The organism is Hydrocarboniclastica marina (genome assembly GCF_004851605.1).
Classification (GTDB): Bacteria; Pseudomonadota; Gammaproteobacteria; order Pseudomonadales; family Oleiphilaceae; genus Hydrocarboniclastica; species Hydrocarboniclastica marina.
Map to the genome: position 1 here is coordinate 3,202,240 of NZ_CP031093.1, position 18,158 is coordinate 3,220,397.

Below are 18,158 nucleotides of genomic sequence, written 5' to 3' on the forward strand. Positions count from 1 at the left end.
TACTCGGTACCGTCTCACCCTCAATCCCGAAAAGCCTGCGCTTCAGGCTTCCATGACACTGCTATAGGCGCCTTCGCAGGCTGCGCTGTTGAGCCCCGCTCGTAGAAGGAAGGCCTGCTGGGCCACTTCTGCGTTTAGCTCTCGGCCCTTCCAGGCGTTCAGTACCGGCTCCTGCAAGGCCCTGCCATAAGAAAAGGAAAGCCGCCATGGCACATTGCCGGCACCAACATTGAGGGCATTAAGGTTCCGTGTCGCCTCGACGGGCGTCTGCCCTCCCGAAAGGAAATTCACGCCCGGAACGGCGGCGGGGACGCAGCGCGTCAGTAAGCGTAGCGTTGCCTCAGCAACTTCCTCGGGTGTAGCGCTGGCGTCGTGGCCTTCCCCGGGCGTTATCATCGCGGGCTTGAGTAGCATGTGTTCCAGGGTAACGCCGTGGCGCCGAAGGGCACGAAACACTGACTCAAGCACAGCCTCATGCACTGCCTCACAGCGGCCCATGTCATGAGTCCCGTCCCGCAGCACTTCAGGCTCTACAATAGGTACGATTCCGGCTTGCTGGCACGCGGCGGCATAGCGGGCAAGCACTTCGGCGTTGGCTTCTAGTCCGAGCGAGGTCGGATTCTGGTCCGATATGGGGTAGACCTCCCGCCATTTGGCAAAGCGGATGCCCTGCTCCCGGTATCTATCAAGTCGATCCTCCAACCCGTCAAGGCCATGGGTGATCATGTCCCCTGGCGCGTTTGGCAACGGCCCCTTGCCTTTATCCACTTTTACGCCCGGCACGATGCCTTGGGTTTCGAGGACATGGACCAGAGGGTCGCCAGCACTATTGAGCTGGCCTACGGTCTCCTCGAAGAGAATGACGCCGCTGATGAACTCATTGATGCCTGGCGTAGTAAGCAGAAGGGAGCGGTATGCGCGTCGGTTTTCTTCGGTGGGCTCGAGATCTATCGCGGCAAAGCGCTTGGCAATGGTCGGGTGGCTCTCATCGGCCGCGAGCAGTCCTTTTCGAGGCGACACCAGGTTATCGATAGTACGCTGCAATTCGTTATGGTGCTCCATGGAGTCTCCTTAATCCGCGTATGTCTGCCCTGAATCCTCTTACTCTAACGTCTGCTGCTCCAGAAACACAAAACCCCCGCCGAGGCGAGGGTTTTGCAGAACACTTTGACTTCGTCTAACCAGGTACCGTTAGAACTGGTTCATCGTGTTGTCTTTACCACCTGCTTTCAGGGCAGCTTCACCGGCGAAGTACTCTTTGTGATCGTCACCGATGTTGGAACCCGCCATATCCTGGTGCTTGACGGTGGCGATACCTTCGCGGATTTCGCGGCGCTGAACACCAGCAACGTAAGCCAGCATGCCTTCGTTGCCGAAGTAGCCTTTGGCCAGGTTGTCGGTAGACAGAGCTGCAGTGTGGTAGGTCGGCAGCGTAATCAAGTGGTGGAAAATACCCGCTTCACGCGCTGCGTCGCGCTGGAAGTTCTGGGTCCACTTGTCTGCTTCGATACCCAGCTCGGTGTTGTCGTACTTCTCGCTCATCAGTGCAGCGCGATCGTACTGGGACATGTCCTTGCCTTCCTTTTCCCAGGCGTCGAAAACCTGCTGGCGGAAGTTCAGGGTCCAGTTGAACGACGGGCTGTTGTTGTAGACCAGCTTGGCGTTCGGTACAACTTCCCGGATGCGGTTAACCATACTGGCGATCTGGCCGACGTGGGGCTTCTCGGTTTCGATCCACAGCAGATCCGCACCGTTCTGCAGGCTGGTGATACAGTCCAGCACAACACGGTCTTCGCCGCTGCCTTTCTTGAACTCGAACAGGCCGCTGGCCAGACGCTTGGGCTTGATCAGCTTGCCATTCTGCTTGATCACGACGTCGCCGTTGTTGATGTCTTCAGCCTTGGCGATTTCATCGCCGTCGATGAAGCTGTTGTACTGGTCGCCCAGATCGCCCGGCTCGTTGGTCACAGCAATCTTCTGGGTCAGGCCCGCGCCCAATGAGTCAGTACGGGCAACGATTACGCCGTCGTCTACACCCAACTCGAGGAACGCGTAACGAACCGCATTGATCTTGGCCAGGAAGTCGGCGTGAGGAACGGTTACTTTACCGTCCTGGTGGCCACACTGCTTCTCATCGGAAACCTGGTTCTCGATCTGGATACAGCACGCACCAGCTTCGATCATCTTCTTGGCCAGCAGGTACGTCGCTTCGGGGTTACCGAAACCAGCGTCGATATCGGCGATGATCGGCACGATATGGGTCTGGTAGTTATCGATCTGGCTGATCAGATCCTGTTCCTTGGACTTGTCGCCAGCTGCGCGGGCGTCGTCCAGGTTACGGTACAGATGGTTCAGTTCCCACGCATCAGCCTGCTTCAGGAAGGTGTAGAGCTCTGCGATCAGCGCAGCAACGGAAGTCTTCTCGTGCATTGACTGATCAGGCAGCGGGCCGAACTCGGAGCGCAGTGCTGCAACCATCCAGCCGGACAGGTACAGGTAACGGCCTTTGGTGTCGCCGAAGTGCTTCTTGATAGAGATCAGCTTCTGCTGACCGATAAACCCGTGCCAGCAACCCAGAGACTGAGTGTACTTTGAGGTATCGCCATCATAGTCAGCCATATCCTGACGCATGACTTTTGCAGTGTAACGGGCGATGTCCAGGCCAGTTTTAAAACGGTTCTGGGCACGCATACGTGCTGCGTATTCGGGGTTGATACCGCCCCACGGGCTGCCCTGTGCTTCGCGCAGAGACGCTACCGCGTCGATGTCTTTGCTGTACTGTGACATGAGTCAGTTCCTTCGGTGGCTAGCTTACGGACGATAGCCGGTGCGGGTTGAGATATGCACTCCAGCTAACGATGGGGCTATTCTAGAGAGGACTGAACATAATTGAAATCGATACCATTTATGTTCGGTATTTTTTACATGAATGGTGCGGCTCAGCCGAGAGTTTTCACCGGGATTTGCCGCCAGGATGCCTCTGGGACCGCGGGCGCAGCGTCAAGACCCAGGTTATCACGGTCGAAAACACGATCGGCACGGTAGCTCGAGCGTACCAGCGGGCCAGAAGGAACCTCCATGAAGCCCATAGCCAGCCCCTCGGACCGGTAATGAGCGAACTCTTCAGGCGTTACCCATCGCTCGACGGGCAGATGGTTGGGCGTAGGCCTTAGATATTGGCCGAGGGTCACGATGTCCACGCCGATATTCCGTAGATCGCGCAGGGTGTCCAGAATTTCCGTTTCTGTTTCGCCGAGCCCAAGCATCAGGCTGGTCTTGGTCAATACATCGGGACGGTAGCGTTTCGCATGGGCAAGTACGCTAAGGGTTTTCTCATAGCCCGCCCGGGGATCACGCACCTTCCGGGTGAGACGGGACACGGTCTCTACGTTTTGCGCAAACACCTCAAGACCTGAGTCGACTACCTTTTCAACGGCGGTTAAGTCCGCGTCAAAGTCAGGGGTCAGCGCTTCCACCACAACCTCAGGGGTGCGGCGTTTGATAGCCTTGACGCAGGCCGAATAGTGCCCCGCCCCACCATCAGGCAGATCGTCGCGATCCACAGACGTGAGTACGATGTAACGCAACCCCATCAGCTCGACCGAGCGAGCTGTGTTCTCGGGCTCGTCGCTGTCAAGCCAGCCTTTGGGATTGCCGGTGTCGACCGCACAGAAACGGCAGGCGCGGGTACAGACCGACCCCATGACCATTATTGTGGCCGTGCCGTTCGTCCAGCATTCGCCAATATTGGGACAGTGCGATTCTTCGCAGACTGTACTCAGCCGGTGCGAATTCACATTCGCACGCACTGCTTCGTAACGTTCGCCCCCAGGCATGCGGGCCCGCAGCCATTTAGGCTTGGGCGACAGCGGCAAAATATCGGGTTCCGCAGGTCTGGCTGACTTCTTGACGCCATTCTTTATGGCTGAAAAGCCGTGCAGGCTGCGAAATTTCTCGCCACTGCCTATGCGTTTGCCTTCGCTATCGCTCATTCAAATACGCGCTCTGCCGCAATTGCTGGATCAGAAGGGAAAGTTTCGCGGATTGTAGCATGGTCACGAGCACGCCCGTATCGGACCAATTACCTACACGCGGACTCTAGCCCCGCGTAGCGTACCCACTTCGGCCTCAGCCTTTTTCTGGCTCTGCCAGCCCATGCGGAACTAATCGGCCCATGCGGAACTACCAGCCCATACCTAACTATAAGCAGATAAGCATACTGTTTCGTAATGCGGTCGTTGTCGTCGGTATGGTGGAATAGGCTCTTCTGATCCGTACGCACTCGTCGATAATTGCAGGGGACGCGATAATGGAACGCAACGATGGATAGGCGCACGGTACTGAAGATGGCCGCCGCACTTGGTGCCTACGGATTGACGGTACCCGCGATGTTCGGCTCCGGCCTTGCCGGTGCGAGGCCGATCGGCGAGCCGAGACCCTTCGATTACGCTTGGCTCAAAGGCCATGCCCGCGATCTGGCATCACGCCCGCACCGGTCCCATGAAGGGGAATTACCAAAAGTTCTGCAGAATCTATCCTGGGATGATTATCAGGCTATCCAGTTTCGTCCTGAAAAGTCACTCTGGCAGGATGAGGGCAGTGCATTTCGGGCGCAGCTTTTCCATCTCGGGCTTTATTTCCAGACGCCTGTCCGGATCTATGAGGTTATTGACGGCAAGGCCCAGCAACTGGGCTACGATCCGGACTACTTCAAATACGACGGCGAACAGGCTCTGGGTGACCTTCCCGATGATCTGGGTTACGCGGGCTTTCGGATCCAATACCAGTCGAACTTCAAGCTTGACCTCGCGGCCTTTCTCGGTGCCAGCTACTTTCGCGCAGTTGGTGAAGAAATGCAGTACGGCATGTCAGCTCGCGGGCTGGCTATCGACACCGCAATGAACCGGGACGAAGAGTTTCCCTCTTTTACGGCCTATTGGCTTGAGAAGCCCCGGCCCGGTGCGTCTAAACTGACGGTGTATGCGCTGCTGGATTCGCCCAGCACGACCGGCGCCTACGTATTCGACATCTATCCAGGCCGCAACATGGTCATGGATATCAGCGCAGCGTTATATCCGCGCATGAGTATCGAACGACTGGGCATCGCGCCACTGACCAGCATGTACCAGGTGGGTGAAAACGACCAGCGCATGGGCTATGACTGGCGCCCGGAGATTCATGACTCAGATGGCCTGGCGTTATGGACTGGGTCAGGAGAGCGGATCTGGCGACCCCTCGTCAATCCCGACCAGCTCCGCGTCAACAGCTTTGTCGACAACAACCCCAGGGGCTTCGGTTTACTCCAGCGAGATCGGGACTTCGATCACTACCAGGACGACGGGGTATTCTATGAAAAACGTCCGAGTGTCTGGGTCGAACCGTCGACCGGTTGGGGCGAAGGCTCAGTCATGCTGGTCGAGATACCCACCGTCGACGAGACGTTCGATAACATTGTTGCTTTCTGGAACCCTGCGCAGCCGCTTGAACCCGGGCGGGAGCACTTGTTCAGTTACCGTCTGACCTGGGGCGCCGAATTGCCCCACCAGCCCTATGAACTGGCGACCACACGTGCGACAAGGACTGGTCTTGGCGGCGTTATTGGTAAAGATCGGGAGTATTTTTCGTGGCGGTTTGCGATTGACTTTGCAGGTGGCAAACTCGCGATGCTGGGCGAGAATGTTGAGGTAGAACCGGTTATCACGGCCAGCCGCGGTGAGGTGGAAATAACCTCTGCCCGGCCACTGCACGCGATCGATGGGTATCGCGCCATGTTTGATCTCGTACCGGGCGACTCCGAGGAGCCGATTGACCTGCGGGTGTATCTGAAGCTCGGGGAGCAGCCCCTTACAGAAACCTGGGTCTACCAGTACACCCCGCCGCCGGCAAGTGAGCGGAAGCTCTACTAATCCCCCGCCCCATCTTTCGATCTGGCCGCCTCCAGGCTTTTTTACCGTCCGCTTGCGGGCGGTATGCGCAGTCCGGTCCCAACGCACGCCTTTTCTCTGCCCCGGGGAAGTTATAAAATAGATATCTAATATGACTTTTTAGAATATATGCTTATTCCGGGACACTATATGGAATTGCACTTCGAACACGTCGCTAAAACCTTTGGCTCCCTGGAGGTCATCAGCGAGTTTGAGAACCGGATCGAGGATGGCGAAATCGTCGCGCTTGTGGGGCCGTCCGGGTGTGGCAAATCGACTTTGCTGCATATGGCAGCAGGGCTCGAGTTTCCGTCCAGAGGTACGTTGAGCGCTGGGGGCGAGCCTATTACCGCGCCCTCACCCAAACGCACGCTGGTGTTTCAGGAGCACGCGCTCTACCCCTGGATGACGCTGCTTCAAAATGTAGCGCTGGCGCTCGAATTCCAGGGTACGGCCCGTGCCGAGGCTCATGCCGAGGCAACGAAGTGGCTGGAACGGGTACAGCTATCGGGATTCGAACAGTACTATCCGCATCAGGTTTCCGGCGGTATGCGCCAGCGAGCCGCCCTGGCGAGAGCGTTCATTGCCCGCCCGCAGGTACTGTTGCTCGATGAGCCTTTTGGCGCCCTCGACGCTCTGACTCGCATGACGCTTCAAAGTGTACTGAAGCAGCTGATCTCCGAGGCGCGTCCGACTGTGCTCCTGGTCACCCATGATGTCGACGAAGCGCTTTACCTGGCGGATCGGGTGCTGGTTTTCAGCCAACGCCCGGCAAAAGTCCTGAAGGAAGTTCAGCTGGGGCACATCCCCAAGACTCATGATCTGGCTGTATTTGCCTCAGAGCGCCGAGAAGTACTCCAGCTTCTGGGCATAGATACCGGAATTGATACCGACACAGCAAACTACGAAGGAGCAAATATATGAAACGCTGGATCGCAATAGCATTGCTGGCGATGGTCGCTGGCCACTCATTTGCAGCCGAGGACTTCCGCGTCGGTTATGTACGGGTTATGGATGATGCCCAGGCCATGCTTGCCTATGAGGCCGGACTTTACAAAAAACATGGACTCAACGCAGAACTCATTGAATTCAGTTCGGGTACAGACCTCATCAAGGCCATCGTTGGGGGTCAACTGGATATCGGCGTACTGGGCTTTTCCAATGCCTTTACCTGGGTATCCCGCGGCGCTGACCTCAAGATCGTCGGTGGCGCCCAGCGTGGGTATCACTCTCTGCTCGCGCGCAAAGGGTCCGGTATCGAAGAAGTAGCGGACCTGAAAGGCCGTAATCTGGCCTCACAGAAGCAGGGCAGTACAGCGGATATCGTCCTGAAAGGGGTCATGCTGGCTGAAGCTGGTCTGGTGCCAGAAGACCTGAACATTATGGGGGTTGCGCCCGCGGTGGCGGTCCAATCCCTTGTGGGCGGCCGGGTGGACGCCGCGTTCCTGTTCGAGCCCTATGACCGGATCGCGCAACTTGTGGCCCCCGTCGAACAGATCTACGAGATCGGGGAAGTCTGGCCGTTCCCTTGCATGGTCGTAATCACTTCCGCTGAAACGCTGGGCAAGCGCAAGGAAGCCCTCTGGTCCGCGCTTGACGCCCAGCGAGAAGCCATCAGTATGTTGGAAGAGAACCCCGAGAAGGCGGCGACTTACATCACCGATTACTTCATAAAGGAAGATACATTGGATACTCTCGAGCAGGGTAAGGTGCCCGCCGAACAGGTGATTCAGCAGGCCATCGCCACGCAGGACTTCAGTGCCAAGTTGACGGAGGCTGACATCGATCGCATGGAGGAGCTGGCCGGCATCATGCAGAAGCAGGGCATCTTGCCTGCGGGAGGCGATTTTGATGTGGATGGCATCCTCGATCTCTCATGGCAGAAAGCGAGGGACCTGTAGACGCCACCTGAACTGCCTGACTGCACGGAGCCCAGCGGGCCCGTGCATGAGATAACTCACCATTCGAAGGGCCTACCCACGCCATGAGTGTTACCCAATCTACCGGAGTGCGGAGCAAAAGCGCCTACCTGGTGGCGATCGCTTTCATTCTGTTCTTTTGGCAGGTTGCCGCGTGGTACCTGCCAGACTTTCTGATGCCGGACGTATGGACGTCCATGGTCCGGCTCTGGGAAGAGCTGAATAGCGGCGACTTCTACGAAGGCCTCGCCAACAGTATGAGCCGCCTCGGTATCGGCTACGGGTTTGCCCTGTTTTTCGGTATTGTGCTGGGTCTGCTGGGCGGTACAGTTAACGCCATACGAAGCCCGTTCAAGGCCGCGATAATCATATTGCAGTCGATTCCTTCAATCGCCTGGGTGCCCCTTTTTCTGATTCTAATGGGCTTTGGCAATCTCCCTATTATTGTTGTGGTCGCGATTGGCGCTTTTTTCCCGACTGCGCTGAGCGTGATAAACGCCACCGAGAGCGTCGATAAGGTACATATATCGGCCGCACGAGTAATGGGCGCATCGCGCTTTCAGCTCCTCAAACGCGTTTACTTTCCAGCCGTGACCCCAGAATTGATAACGGGTGCACAGCTCGCCTTTGGGAACGCCTGGCGGGCGCTTATCTCTGCGGAGATGATCGTTGGCTTCAGCGCCGGCCTGGGTCGATCGCTGGCGTATTCCGGTGAGGTAGCAGACATGACCGGCGTAATGACCAACATCCTCGTTATTGCCATACTCGCCGCAGTGATCGACCAGGTCGTTCTGGAAAGCATCAAGCATCGCCTACTACGCTATCAGTATCTGTAATACCCATTAATCTGGGCTCTGCTCCCTCTCGTTGCTCCAGCCTTCCAAAGCGCGTGCCACTGACTGCACGCGCTTTTAGCCTGCGCATCCGCTGCCCTCTGGCTTGTTCAATCCTTTTGCATTCTGTGCAACGCTGGCCAGCTTCCGCCAACATGGCTGGCTTTCCGCACCACACTCCCGGTTGGGCGGTTCTATGGCCGCGAGGCGAAGGAGGTCACGAAGCGGTTTCATATCGCGTTGTTGGCGGCTCAAGACGCTGACCGGCCGGGAACTCAGGCGCGCCCCTGGCATTTCAAAACGAAACACATGGGCAATACAAAGGCGGGGCTGCTTGGAGGCTAAGTAAGGTAAGGATCGCGTCGTGTGGTCATGCTCTGCCAGGGACAAACCCGTAAAACCTGGGACAGCCCAAAAAAAAGGCGGCCGAAGCCGCCTTTCCTCACTACTGACAAGCGCCGATTTTACTTACGACGGCTTGCTACACCCAGACCTACCAGACCAAGGCCAAGCAGTGCCAGTGAACCGGGCTCCGGTACTGATACTGCAGAGCTTTCGATGCGGAAGTTACTGGTGAACGTGTTGACGTTATCTTCCTGAGTCAGGAAGCCGATGCAGTTAGCGGGTGCATCTGCAACGCCACACTGCTCGTCAGTCAGCGTGTTCAGGCCAACGATTTCCAGGAAAACCGTGTAGTTGTAGCCATCAATGGTGAAGTTCTGAGCCGCAGCTTCGAAATTACCTGCTGCGTTTACGCTGCCGAACTCAGGGTTCTGGAGAGAGAAAACGTCATCACAAACAGACTCTGAACCTTCGAAACAGCTGCCGCCATTATAGGTTTCGGTGAAGAAACTGGAGAAGCTGACTGAGACTGGCTCAGGCTCGGCTCCGTCCATCTCTGCCGGCGCACGGGCGATCAGGTGCAGGGTGCTGTTCAGATCGAAGCTCGCCAGCATGGCTGAGTCGTTCGGGATAGCCTGGTTGTTGTGGGTAAATTCACCGCCGGCAGCAAGGCCACCGTTAGTGATCAGGCGGTCAGCCGGCGGAGCGCTCACGTCAGTGATGGAAACGCTGCTGGTTACGCCGTCAGAACCCCAGATCAGTTCCTGCTCAGTGGAGACCGGGGTACCTTCGCCGTCGGTATAAGTCGCATTGGTGAAGGCGTTATCGACGGTGTAGTCCCACTCGGTGATCTGAGCAGCACTTGCAGAAGCTGCGCCCAGGGTGAACGGAAGAACCAAGGAAGCGAGAATGGCTTTTTTAGGAAAGTGATTCATGCAAAGCACCTATTTCGGTTGGTTGAACATCCATTTCAAACCCACTACTGGACTTGAATGACTCACGTTTTCGAACGCGACACCCAACTCGAATGCACCCACCATGCCAATCTCACTTATAACTTAATTTTCAGCTACTTATAAACATAAATGCAAGTTAACCTGGCTGAACGTAAAACCTATCGACGAACCCCGTGGGCATCGGGTAAGCGTTAATTTTTATCAATAATAACAGCGTCCTATGCACCCGTCGTTATTATCTCCACACCTCTCGAGCAAAGCCGTGATCCGCCGCAACTTAGACTCTGTTTTGGGACCAATATCCCAAAAATAGAGGGTCTGATTGATTTGCTTTGCAAAGATTATGATTATTACAAAGCGGCAGGAAAACGATACAGCTGAAGGCTAACTCAACGGTTTGTCCCAAAAGCTCAGTTAACGATATTTTCCTTTATATATCATAATGATAAATAGAATCGACCTGCTTTTATTACACCTAATGAGCGCCCTCCTGCTATCAGCGTCAACATTATTTACACATGTTTTTATTGAGTAATATCAGTGTGATACAACCTGACTTCAGCCAAAAACGCGGTCGCCACAGTGCCTGGCATAAGGATTGTTACGCCGTACCGATACGCCCGAACTCTGTATTGACAGGCTCTGAGCCGTATGAAGCCTGTCTGCTGGCCCTCCCTGGCGCTAAAAGCGGTTTTTTAGACGCCGTGCCCGAACTGTTAAAAAGAGCGGGCTTATACTGGTGCCAGGTGGACCAGGGCAACCCGGTCCAGCAAAAGCACCAGCTGGCCCAGTAGCCAGCCGACTACGTAGTAGCTATGGCGGACCGCATCCCATGGACAACGATAGCTTGGTTATTCGCTTCGATATCAGTATCTCTTCGCTGGGGCACGTACTGGTCGCCCAGAGTGAGCAAGGGCTTTGCGCCATCCTGCTGGGAGAAAATGAGCCGGCGCTGCAGCGCCAGCTTCGGAATCGCTTTCCAGATGCCGAACTGGTTCAGGCTCAAGCCGAGTTGCAGGAGCTGAGCAACCAGGTCAGGCGGTTTCTCGAGAGTCCTTCCAGCACGCTACCTTACCCGCTCCATATCAACGGAACAGCGTTCCAGCAAAAGGTCTGGGAGGCCATCAGGCAGATCCCGCCGGGAAGTACTGCAAGTTATAGCGACATCGCTCGCAGTATTGATTCACCCCAGTCCGTTCGAGCCGTAGCGGGAGCCTGCGGTGCGAACTGCCTGGCCGTCGCAATTCCCTGCCACCGGGTTGTGCGCTCCGATGGAAGCCTATCGGGGTATCGCTGGGGCATTGAGCGCAAGCGCATGCTCCTGGAGCGAGAGGCAGAAATGGTCGCAGAAACACAGGCTCCCCTGGGTAGTGACCTCGTTAGCTCCGACTAAACGCTAGTTGGCGCACGCCAGCCCAGCATTTACTATCTCCTCCCGGCTGCTGGCAGCGTTTCCGGTGTTCCGTTCCAGCCGAGCCTTGCTGGGGCGCCTGCCGTGTGCTGCCCTCATCGCGTCGTCGCTGCTTTTTTCTGGATGACGCCGAATCGGAGTCCCACTTTATGACCAGCAAACCCCATGTTCTGATAGTTGGCGCTGGCGCCATTGGCAGTTTTTACGGCGCGATTCTCAAACGCGCCGGGTGTAGAGTTGGGCTGGTCCTGCGCTCGGAATACGACGCTGTTGCCGCAAATGGCATTCAGATAGACAGCCCTCTCGGGGATCTGTCGTTTCGCCCTGATGATCTTCTTCGCGATGGGGACGAGCTTGAGAGTGCGCCGGATTACCTGATCCTCTGCGTCAAAGTACTGCCTGGGGTGGATCGTGCCGCACTGGTAAAGCCCTGGATGGGCAAGTCTACGCGGCTGGTCCTGATAGAGAACGGCCTGGATATCGAACGGGAGTTGGCAGAAGCCTATCCCGACAATCCTCTGATCAGTTGCCTCGCGTTCATCGCGGTAAGTCGGACCGCACCCGGCCGGGTTGACCATAAGGCCTACGGCAAGCTGGTGATGGGCCGGTATCCCCAGGGTATAGATGACAACGCCCAGGCGTTGAGCGCCCTGTTTACGGAGGGGGGCATATCTATTGATCTGACTGAACAGGTGGTCGGCGAACGCTGGCGCAAGTGCCTGTGGAATACACCGTTTAACCCGCTATCGGTGCTGGCTAACGGAGCCGACACCAGAACAATGCTCGAGACCGAGGGCGGCGAAGCGCTCATTCGCGCGATGATGCAGGAAGTAAGCGCTGTCGCCGAGGCTGATGGTCATCCCCTGCCGCAAGATATGATAGACAAAAACATCAGCGGCACGCGCAAAATGCCGCCCTACAAGAACAGCATGGCACTGGACTACCTTAATAACCGGCCCATTGAGCTTGACGCTGTTCTGGGTAACGTTGTTGCCATTGCCCATCGTCATAATGTGCCGGTTCCCCACCTGACGACCGTACTGGTCGCATTGAAGATGCGCGAACCGCAGTAAAGACCTGTTGAAACGACCTCATCGTGTCAACGGCTCAACCGGAAACGGAGCGAGAAGTGGCTCAGCGTACCGGGGAGAGGCTCCCGCGGATCAAGCAGGGATGGCGGATCCAGCTCTACCTGGTGCCCACTGATCAACGCGCCCAGCATAGTGCTTGTAACCAGTAAAACCAGATGCCTGGCCGGGCACACGCCTGGACCGCTGCTGAACGGTATAAGGGGCCAGTTTTCTCCGGGTCGGTCTGCTTCCCACAGTTCGGGGAAGAACTGGTTCGCCTGGGGCAGGCGCCGCTCGTCCCGGTGGAAATAGCCGCTGAAAATCACCACGCTGGTATGGGCGGGCATGAGCCCGTTTGCCCACTGAGTCTCTGCGGTTGTTTCCCTCAACACCACAGGTGTCGTCGGCCACAGCCGCAGAGACTCGAGAATACAGGCCCTTATGTAGGGCAGGTATTGACGGGCGGTACCTTCACTCTTCCGAAATTCAGCGCGGGCCTTCTCAGCCTCTTCCGGATGCGCGGCCAATAGCGCCAACGCCCGGAATGTTGTCATTCCCGCGGGGTCGAACGCGAACAGCCAATGGGCGACCTGATCCGTGGGCGCGATGTCCTCATCAGTTGGTGTCGCACCAATCACGGCGGCGAGACTGCCAGGTTCGGCCCGATCCAGATACTCGCTCAACCGCTGATGAAATTGCTCCCTCAGAGCCTTTCGCCGAGGGTGCAGAAATGCCCAATTAGCGGCTTCGCGAAGCTGGTTAACCTGTTCGGTCAGCGCCTCGTCCTCCCTGGCGCCGTCACCCAGCACCACGCGGCGTACGACCCTGAACCAGACCGGAGCAAAGCGCTCCCAGGTCAGCACCTGGGAACCTGCCAGTTCTGCCAGAAGTCCGTCAGCTTCCTCGGCAACCACCGCCACAAACCGGGCCGCCAGCCCGTGCACCGGCTTATCTGATCCCAGTACCTGCTCATTAAACTCACGACGCCTGGCTCTGGCCGCCCCGTGCGAGATGAGCACGCCGCGGGGCTGAAAATGAACCAGCGCAGCGTGCTTCTCAGCAGTCACCGCAGCGAAAGGTTCCGGTGTCTCATCCAGCACACGTTTTACGTGCTCCGGTTTGAGTATGACTGCCTGGGGCCGACCCGGGAGGGGCAGAAGGAGCGGCCCATCGCCGTATTTATTCCTGAGCTCCTGTATGCGATCGACTCCCCGGCGGTTAAGGTCCAGCTTGTCAGCCAGCTTCAGCACGGCGGGACGGCGTATTATGACCCCTTCAGCGAACAGCGGCCCGAACACCTGGGTAGCAATCGTAATGGTTTCGGCAAGGGTGGCTTTCGGCAGGGATGAGGCAGTTGTTTCCATTGAGATGCTCCTTATCTCGGTTTTAGCGCGTCCATGCGTATCAGTACGGCAAATCAGGATAATTCTGCAAACTTCATCAGGTACAGTCCGGGACCGGCCTTACTCCTCGTTCGGGAGTGAGCGCTCCTGTGTTTGAGCACAAGCGGGCGACGGCGACGGCAACTGCTTTTACTCGGGGCGAACTGGCCGTTCGGACGAGCCATCACTTTTGGGTACGCCGTCGAAGAACTCGACGATACCTGTCTCAAGGGAATACTCAGCACCCACCACGAGCAGATCGCCGCGTTGAATGAGCTGCTCGAGCACCTGTGAGCCGTTGCGAAGGTGGTTTGCGGATGACCGTATGTTTGCGCGAACAGCATGCCGGATCAGCTCTTCCGACTGCTTCAGGCTTTCCACCTCCATCAGGGTTTCAACCGACGGCCTGATGCGGTCAACGATCGAGCGCAGATTGGGTGAACGGCTTTCGCTGGGCCGCTCCAACTCTTCGATTGTGGCGGAAACCGCACCGCAGGACGAGTGGCCCAATACGACAACCAGCCGCGTGCCGAAACGTTCGGCGGCGTACTCGATACTGCCGACCTGGGAAGCGGCAACGATATTGCCAGCGACCCGGATCACGAACAGATCGCCCAGCCCCTGGTCAAAAATGATTTCGGCAGGCACTCGCGAGTCGGAGCAACCCAGAATGATAGCCAGCGGATTCTGGCCGGTTGCCAGCTCCGAACGGCGCCGATGGATGCTATCGGAAGATTCATCACGACTGTCTGACACAAACCGGCGGTTGCCCTCCTGCAGACGTTCGAGGGCTTCCAGAGCTGAAATCGTCATTGTGCATCCCTTCTGATCTTTGGATTAATACCGCCGGCTATTGTAGCGAAGTCGAATCCGATGCGCCCTTTCAATGCAGCAAAAACCTACCATCAACAGCTAGCCACACAGACATGGGAGTCGCTTCTCAGCCGCGCCGCTGACTTCTGACATCGTGGTCGCGTCTTTCACTACCGCCGAAATAGCGCCCGTCATCGGTGATAAAAGCCCATACATCCGGACGATCCCGACGGATCCCCTCAAGCACCGCCGCGGCTTCATCAAACACGGGTTTGCGTCGGCCATGGTAGTTAACAATATGGCCGACGTGCTTGAAGCGGATGCCGAACCGTTGCAACAGCCGCAGCAACGCTGGCTCCATCACCGCCATCCAGTGAGTAATGCCGTGCAGGTCAGACAGCCGGACGATCGCTGCAAACAACCCCAGGGTGATATAAGGCAGGTTCCGGTGACCATCTGCCTGGTCGATGTAGCGGATGCGATCGCTGGCGCCGGAGGGTGTATCCAACTCACCGAGACGACGCCGGAACTCCCGGCTGACCGCAAAGCGTGACAGTTCCGCCACCTGCGCTCGCGGGGTGCTGCGTAGAACGTGCCGACCCGCTGGGGTCAGTGCCTCAAGGCATGCTCCCTCCATGGGGAAAGGCGCCCGCTCGTGGGGTGAACGGGACATGACCAGGCGTACTCCAGCGATGGCCTTGCCGGTCCGGGTATGGCGCACCAGCCCGTGCACCGAGTGACGATCGAATTCGTCATGCTCACGCTTGTCGGGAAAGCACTGGGCGTTTTCGAACTCGCGGTCCAGACAATAGACGTCGTAGCGCAGTTCATAGGCTTCCTCAACCTGCCGAGGGCTTTCCGCCATCTCGACATCAAACGACTTATAGAAAGAGTTACTGACTTCGTTCATACCGGGTGACTCAGCCTAAACAGGTGAAACAGTGTAAGGGGCCGTAGCGAAAATCTCAGACTGCAGCGGAAGAGGACTTTCGGACATTTTTGAATGCGCTCCGTCCAAGCTTAGTCCCCCGGCGGGTTCGAGGGGCCGTAAACGCAAAAAATGAATATCTTTTAATCGCTTATGTGTCGCCTTTAGCGATCTAAACTGCATTGGGTAAATTCCCGAACCGGTGAGCAATAGGCGGTAACAATAAAAAGCCCCGGACGCTAGAGCGAGCCGGGGCAAGCAAAGTTCAGAAACAGGTTAAGCGTTGAGTCTAGTGGTTTGGGTCAACCGCGCTGTGTGCTTCGAAGACGTCGTGATTCTCGTCCCCGACCACATGCAGAAGCCCTGCGAGTCCTTTCTCCACCCGAGCCAAGGCATGATCGACCAGGATGTACTTGCCCGGAACCTCAGTCTTGAACTCAACCATTGTGGCGCCACCTGCCGGCACTGTGGTGGTCTGAACGCTTTGCATTGGCGGTGAAATCAGGTCGCCCTGGTTGTAGACCCGATCGAAGATCTCGCCGATTACGTGGAAGCTGGACGTCGCGTTAGGCCCACCCACTCCGAAGAAGATCCTGACGGTTTCGCCGACCTTCGCTTCCATCCGGTGGGTCTTGGTCAAGGCATTCATATTGCCGTTGAAGCTCATGTGCTCCGGCTTCTCATCCATCATCTTCTCCCGCGAGAACTCATGGTGACCGGTTTCACCGTGACGCTGGGCTGTGTATAGCTCGCCCTGCATGACGTAGAACTCGCGATCAACCGGCGGCAGACCACCCTCGGGCTCGACCAGAATCATCCCGTACATGCCGTTTGAGATATGCTGGGCAACTGACGGGGTGGCACAGTGATAGACGTACAGACCCGGGTTGAGCGCTTTGAACGTGAAGCTCTTGCTGGTTCCCGGCGCCGCCTGTGTGACCGCTGCGCCGCCGCCAGGGCCGGTGACTGCGTGGAAGTCCACAGAGTGGATCATGGAACTGTCTTTATCATTGGCCATGTCGACAGTGACGGTATCGCCGACCCGCACCCGGATGAACGGACCCGGAACGGTGTTGTTAAAAGTCCAATACTTGTAGGTAGACCCATCCCCAAGCTGTCCAATGACTTCTGTAGTCTTAAGATTGACCTTGTGGGTCTGCGGTCCGCGTTTTCCTACCGGGGTACCGACTTCCATGGGGTTCTTGCTGATATCGAGTGCCGTCGACTTTGGCTCGGGCTTGACGTCACCGACGATAATCTTGCCAATCATGCCGGCAGCGACGTGCCCGGGCAGTGAACAGATGTACTTGAACTCACCGTTCTTGTCAGCGCGAAAAACGACGGTAGTACTGGAGTTTTTTCCGCTGATGTTGTCGGAATCCACTCCGAACTCTGGCAGCGCCAGGTCATGTATCGCTCCGTCGCCGTTGACCAGGTTGATCTGAACGACTGCACCTTCTTCAACTTTCAGGTCCGGATTGATCTGGCCTTTGATATCGCCTTTGTCACCGACGAACACGAGACGCCCGTCAGCAATGTCCGTGCGTAGGGTAAAGGTCACATCGGGCCGATAGGTAACGGCTTCACCATCCGGATGTGCCGCCTGCGCGGGGCCCATTACAACGCTACCGAAAAGTACTGCCGCAATCGCATTCCGCAGGAGTTTGGTTTTCATCTTGTTTACCTCATGACGCTGACTATGTGCCACCTGGCTCATCCTGGTGATCTTTCATGGGCTCAAGATATAAATTACAGACTGGTTAATATTTGACATTCATCAAGCGCGGCCCGAAGCGGCAAAGCGCTGGCGTAAAAGGCACACAGAAACCCGGCAATTCACCGGCGTCAACCTCGCATCTCATTGTTTCGTATCCTAAATTTTGAACAAAAAAACAGACTGCTCCCAATGGGGTACAGCCTGTTCGAAAAGGAGGTACCTACTCTTACCGCTATTTTTCTGTGAGGCAGCGCATCAATTGCCACGAGAACGATTACTGCTTTAAAGGGGATAAAAACGCGCTCTGGCTTGATCCAAGTCAATAGCTTTCGCCGGGGCTGGAGCTAGAGTTGTAGACAAGACCCCTTTGACCGGAGCACCGACCTATGTACGTTGACACTGTTGTCCTGGCTGGTATCGGCACTGTCGCTTTGATGCTGAGTTTCTTCGGCGGTTTTGGCTACTTCGTCTACCGCGACTCCCACAAGAAGGCTGGAAAGACCAAGACCCGCCCGCTGGTTTAGATTCCGGCTTTCCAGCTTGATTTGAAAGCGCCTGCTGTATCACTGCCTGATGGTTGGCCTGACCAGACCCGCCATCAGACCCACCATCAGGCCCATCATCAGACCAGGCCCCACAATGCCAACCATGCCTGTCGCAGTGCTGGCATCCCCGCAGCGAGAACGTACCCGCCAGGCGAACGCGGCACCCCCACCGAGCTCCAGGGCGTAAAGCGATAACAGTGCAAGCAGCGCCTGCTGACCCGACGCAATCAGAGCTCACGCATTCCGGTCCTCACGCTAAGGCCATATTGTCCGAACCCTGTCAGAACCGTTGTCCGACACCGCGCGCTGGCACTGCGG

Annotated in this window: 15 protein-coding genes; 7 read left to right on the forward strand and 8 right to left on the reverse strand. The window is 56.8% G+C overall.

What is annotated here, in order from left to right; all coding sequences use genetic code 11:
• Window positions 1-42: 42 nt before the first annotated feature.
• The 3 genes from soil367_RS14205 to lipA all read right to left on the reverse strand — a co-directional run bounded on the left by soil367_RS14205 (window position 43) and on the right by lipA (window position 3,992).
• Window positions 43-1,062, reverse strand: a complete 1,020-nt coding sequence (locus soil367_RS14205; RefSeq protein WP_136549718.1) for a class I fructose-bisphosphate aldolase — start codon at window positions 1,060-1,062, stop codon at window positions 43-45.
• A gap of 129 nt (window positions 1,063-1,191) precedes the next feature.
• Window positions 1,192-2,787 (reverse strand): isocitrate lyase, encoded by a 1,596-nt coding sequence (locus soil367_RS14210; protein WP_136549719.1) that lies wholly within the window; start codon window positions 2,785-2,787, stop codon window positions 1,192-1,194.
• 152 nt (window positions 2,788-2,939) lie between these two features.
• Window positions 2,940-3,992 (reverse strand): lipoyl synthase, encoded by a 1,053-nt coding sequence (gene lipA / locus soil367_RS14215; RefSeq protein WP_136549720.1) that lies wholly within the window; start codon window positions 3,990-3,992, stop codon window positions 2,940-2,942.
• A 330-nt stretch (window positions 3,993-4,322) separates the two neighbouring features.
• Here lipA and soil367_RS14220 point away from each other — a divergent pair, with 330 nt between their 5' ends.
• The 4 genes from soil367_RS14220 (at window position 4,323) to soil367_RS14235 (ending at window position 8,679) form a co-directional block, all read left to right on the forward strand.
• The gene (locus tag soil367_RS14220; RefSeq protein ID WP_136549721.1) at window positions 4,323-5,906 is read left to right on the forward strand and encodes an OpgD/OpgG family glucan biosynthesis protein; all 1,584 of its coding nucleotides are present in this window, start codon (window positions 4,323-4,325) and stop codon (window positions 5,904-5,906) included.
• Window positions 5,907-6,074: 168 nt separating this feature from the next.
• On the forward strand, window positions 6,075-6,848 hold the full coding sequence (locus tag soil367_RS14225; RefSeq protein WP_136549722.1) for an ABC transporter ATP-binding protein: 774 nt from the start codon (window positions 6,075-6,077) through the stop codon (window positions 6,846-6,848).
• Entirely contained in the window at window positions 6,845-7,825 is a 981-nt protein-coding gene (locus soil367_RS14230; RefSeq protein ID WP_136549723.1) for an ABC transporter substrate-binding protein, read from the forward strand. Before soil367_RS14225 ends, soil367_RS14230 begins: the two co-directional genes overlap by 4 nt.
• An 83-nt stretch (window positions 7,826-7,908) precedes the next feature.
• Entirely contained in the window at window positions 7,909-8,679 is a 771-nt protein-coding gene (locus soil367_RS14235; RefSeq protein WP_136549724.1) for an ABC transporter permease, read from the forward strand.
• 461 nt (window positions 8,680-9,140) lie between these two features.
• On the opposite strand, the gene soil367_RS14240 is transcribed toward soil367_RS14235, so the two are convergent.
• The gene (locus soil367_RS14240; RefSeq protein ID WP_136549725.1) at window positions 9,141-9,953 is read right to left on the reverse strand and encodes a THxN family PEP-CTERM protein; all 813 of its coding nucleotides are present in this window, start codon (window positions 9,951-9,953) and stop codon (window positions 9,141-9,143) included.
• 853 nt (window positions 9,954-10,806) lie between these two features.
• Here soil367_RS14240 and soil367_RS14245 point away from each other — a divergent pair.
• Together soil367_RS14245 and soil367_RS14250 are read left to right on the forward strand one after the other, a co-directional pair.
• Window positions 10,807-11,367: a methylated-DNA--[protein]-cysteine S-methyltransferase gene (locus soil367_RS14245; RefSeq protein WP_136549726.1), complete on the forward strand. Its 561-nt coding sequence runs from the start codon at window positions 10,807-10,809 to the stop codon at window positions 11,365-11,367.
• Window positions 11,368-11,534: 167 nt separating this feature from the next.
• Window positions 11,535-12,458: a ketopantoate reductase family protein gene (locus tag soil367_RS14250; RefSeq protein ID WP_136549727.1), complete on the forward strand. Its 924-nt coding sequence runs from the start codon at window positions 11,535-11,537 to the stop codon at window positions 12,456-12,458.
• Between the two features lie 26 nt (window positions 12,459-12,484).
• On the opposite strand, the gene soil367_RS14255 is transcribed toward soil367_RS14250, so the two are convergent.
• The 4 genes from soil367_RS14255 to nirK form a co-directional block, all read right to left on the reverse strand.
• Window positions 12,485-13,819, reverse strand: coding sequence for a cytochrome P450 (locus tag soil367_RS14255; protein WP_136549728.1), 1,335 nt, complete (start codon window positions 13,817-13,819; stop codon window positions 12,485-12,487).
• 168 nt (window positions 13,820-13,987) lie between these two features.
• Window positions 13,988-14,650, reverse strand: a complete 663-nt coding sequence (locus soil367_RS14260) for a carbonic anhydrase (RefSeq protein ID WP_136549729.1) — start codon at window positions 14,648-14,650, stop codon at window positions 13,988-13,990.
• A 127-nt stretch (window positions 14,651-14,777) separates the two neighbouring features.
• Entirely contained in the window at window positions 14,778-15,560 is a 783-nt protein-coding gene (locus soil367_RS14265; protein ID WP_136549730.1) for a PEP-CTERM/exosortase system-associated acyltransferase, read from the reverse strand.
• Window positions 15,561-15,867: 307 nt separating this feature from the next.
• Window positions 15,868-17,253 carry a copper-containing nitrite reductase gene (nirK, locus tag soil367_RS14270; protein WP_172962354.1) on the reverse strand — a complete coding sequence of 462 codons (1,386 nt, stop codon included), beginning with the start codon at window positions 17,251-17,253 and terminating at the stop codon, window positions 15,868-15,870.
• A gap of 428 nt (window positions 17,254-17,681) precedes the next feature.
• Between nirK and ccoM the strand changes: the two genes are divergently transcribed.
• Window positions 17,682-17,819, forward strand: coding sequence for a cytochrome c oxidase subunit CcoM (gene ccoM, locus soil367_RS18845; RefSeq protein WP_172962355.1), 138 nt, complete (start codon window positions 17,682-17,684; stop codon window positions 17,817-17,819).
• Window positions 17,820-18,158: the final 339 nt, after the last annotated feature.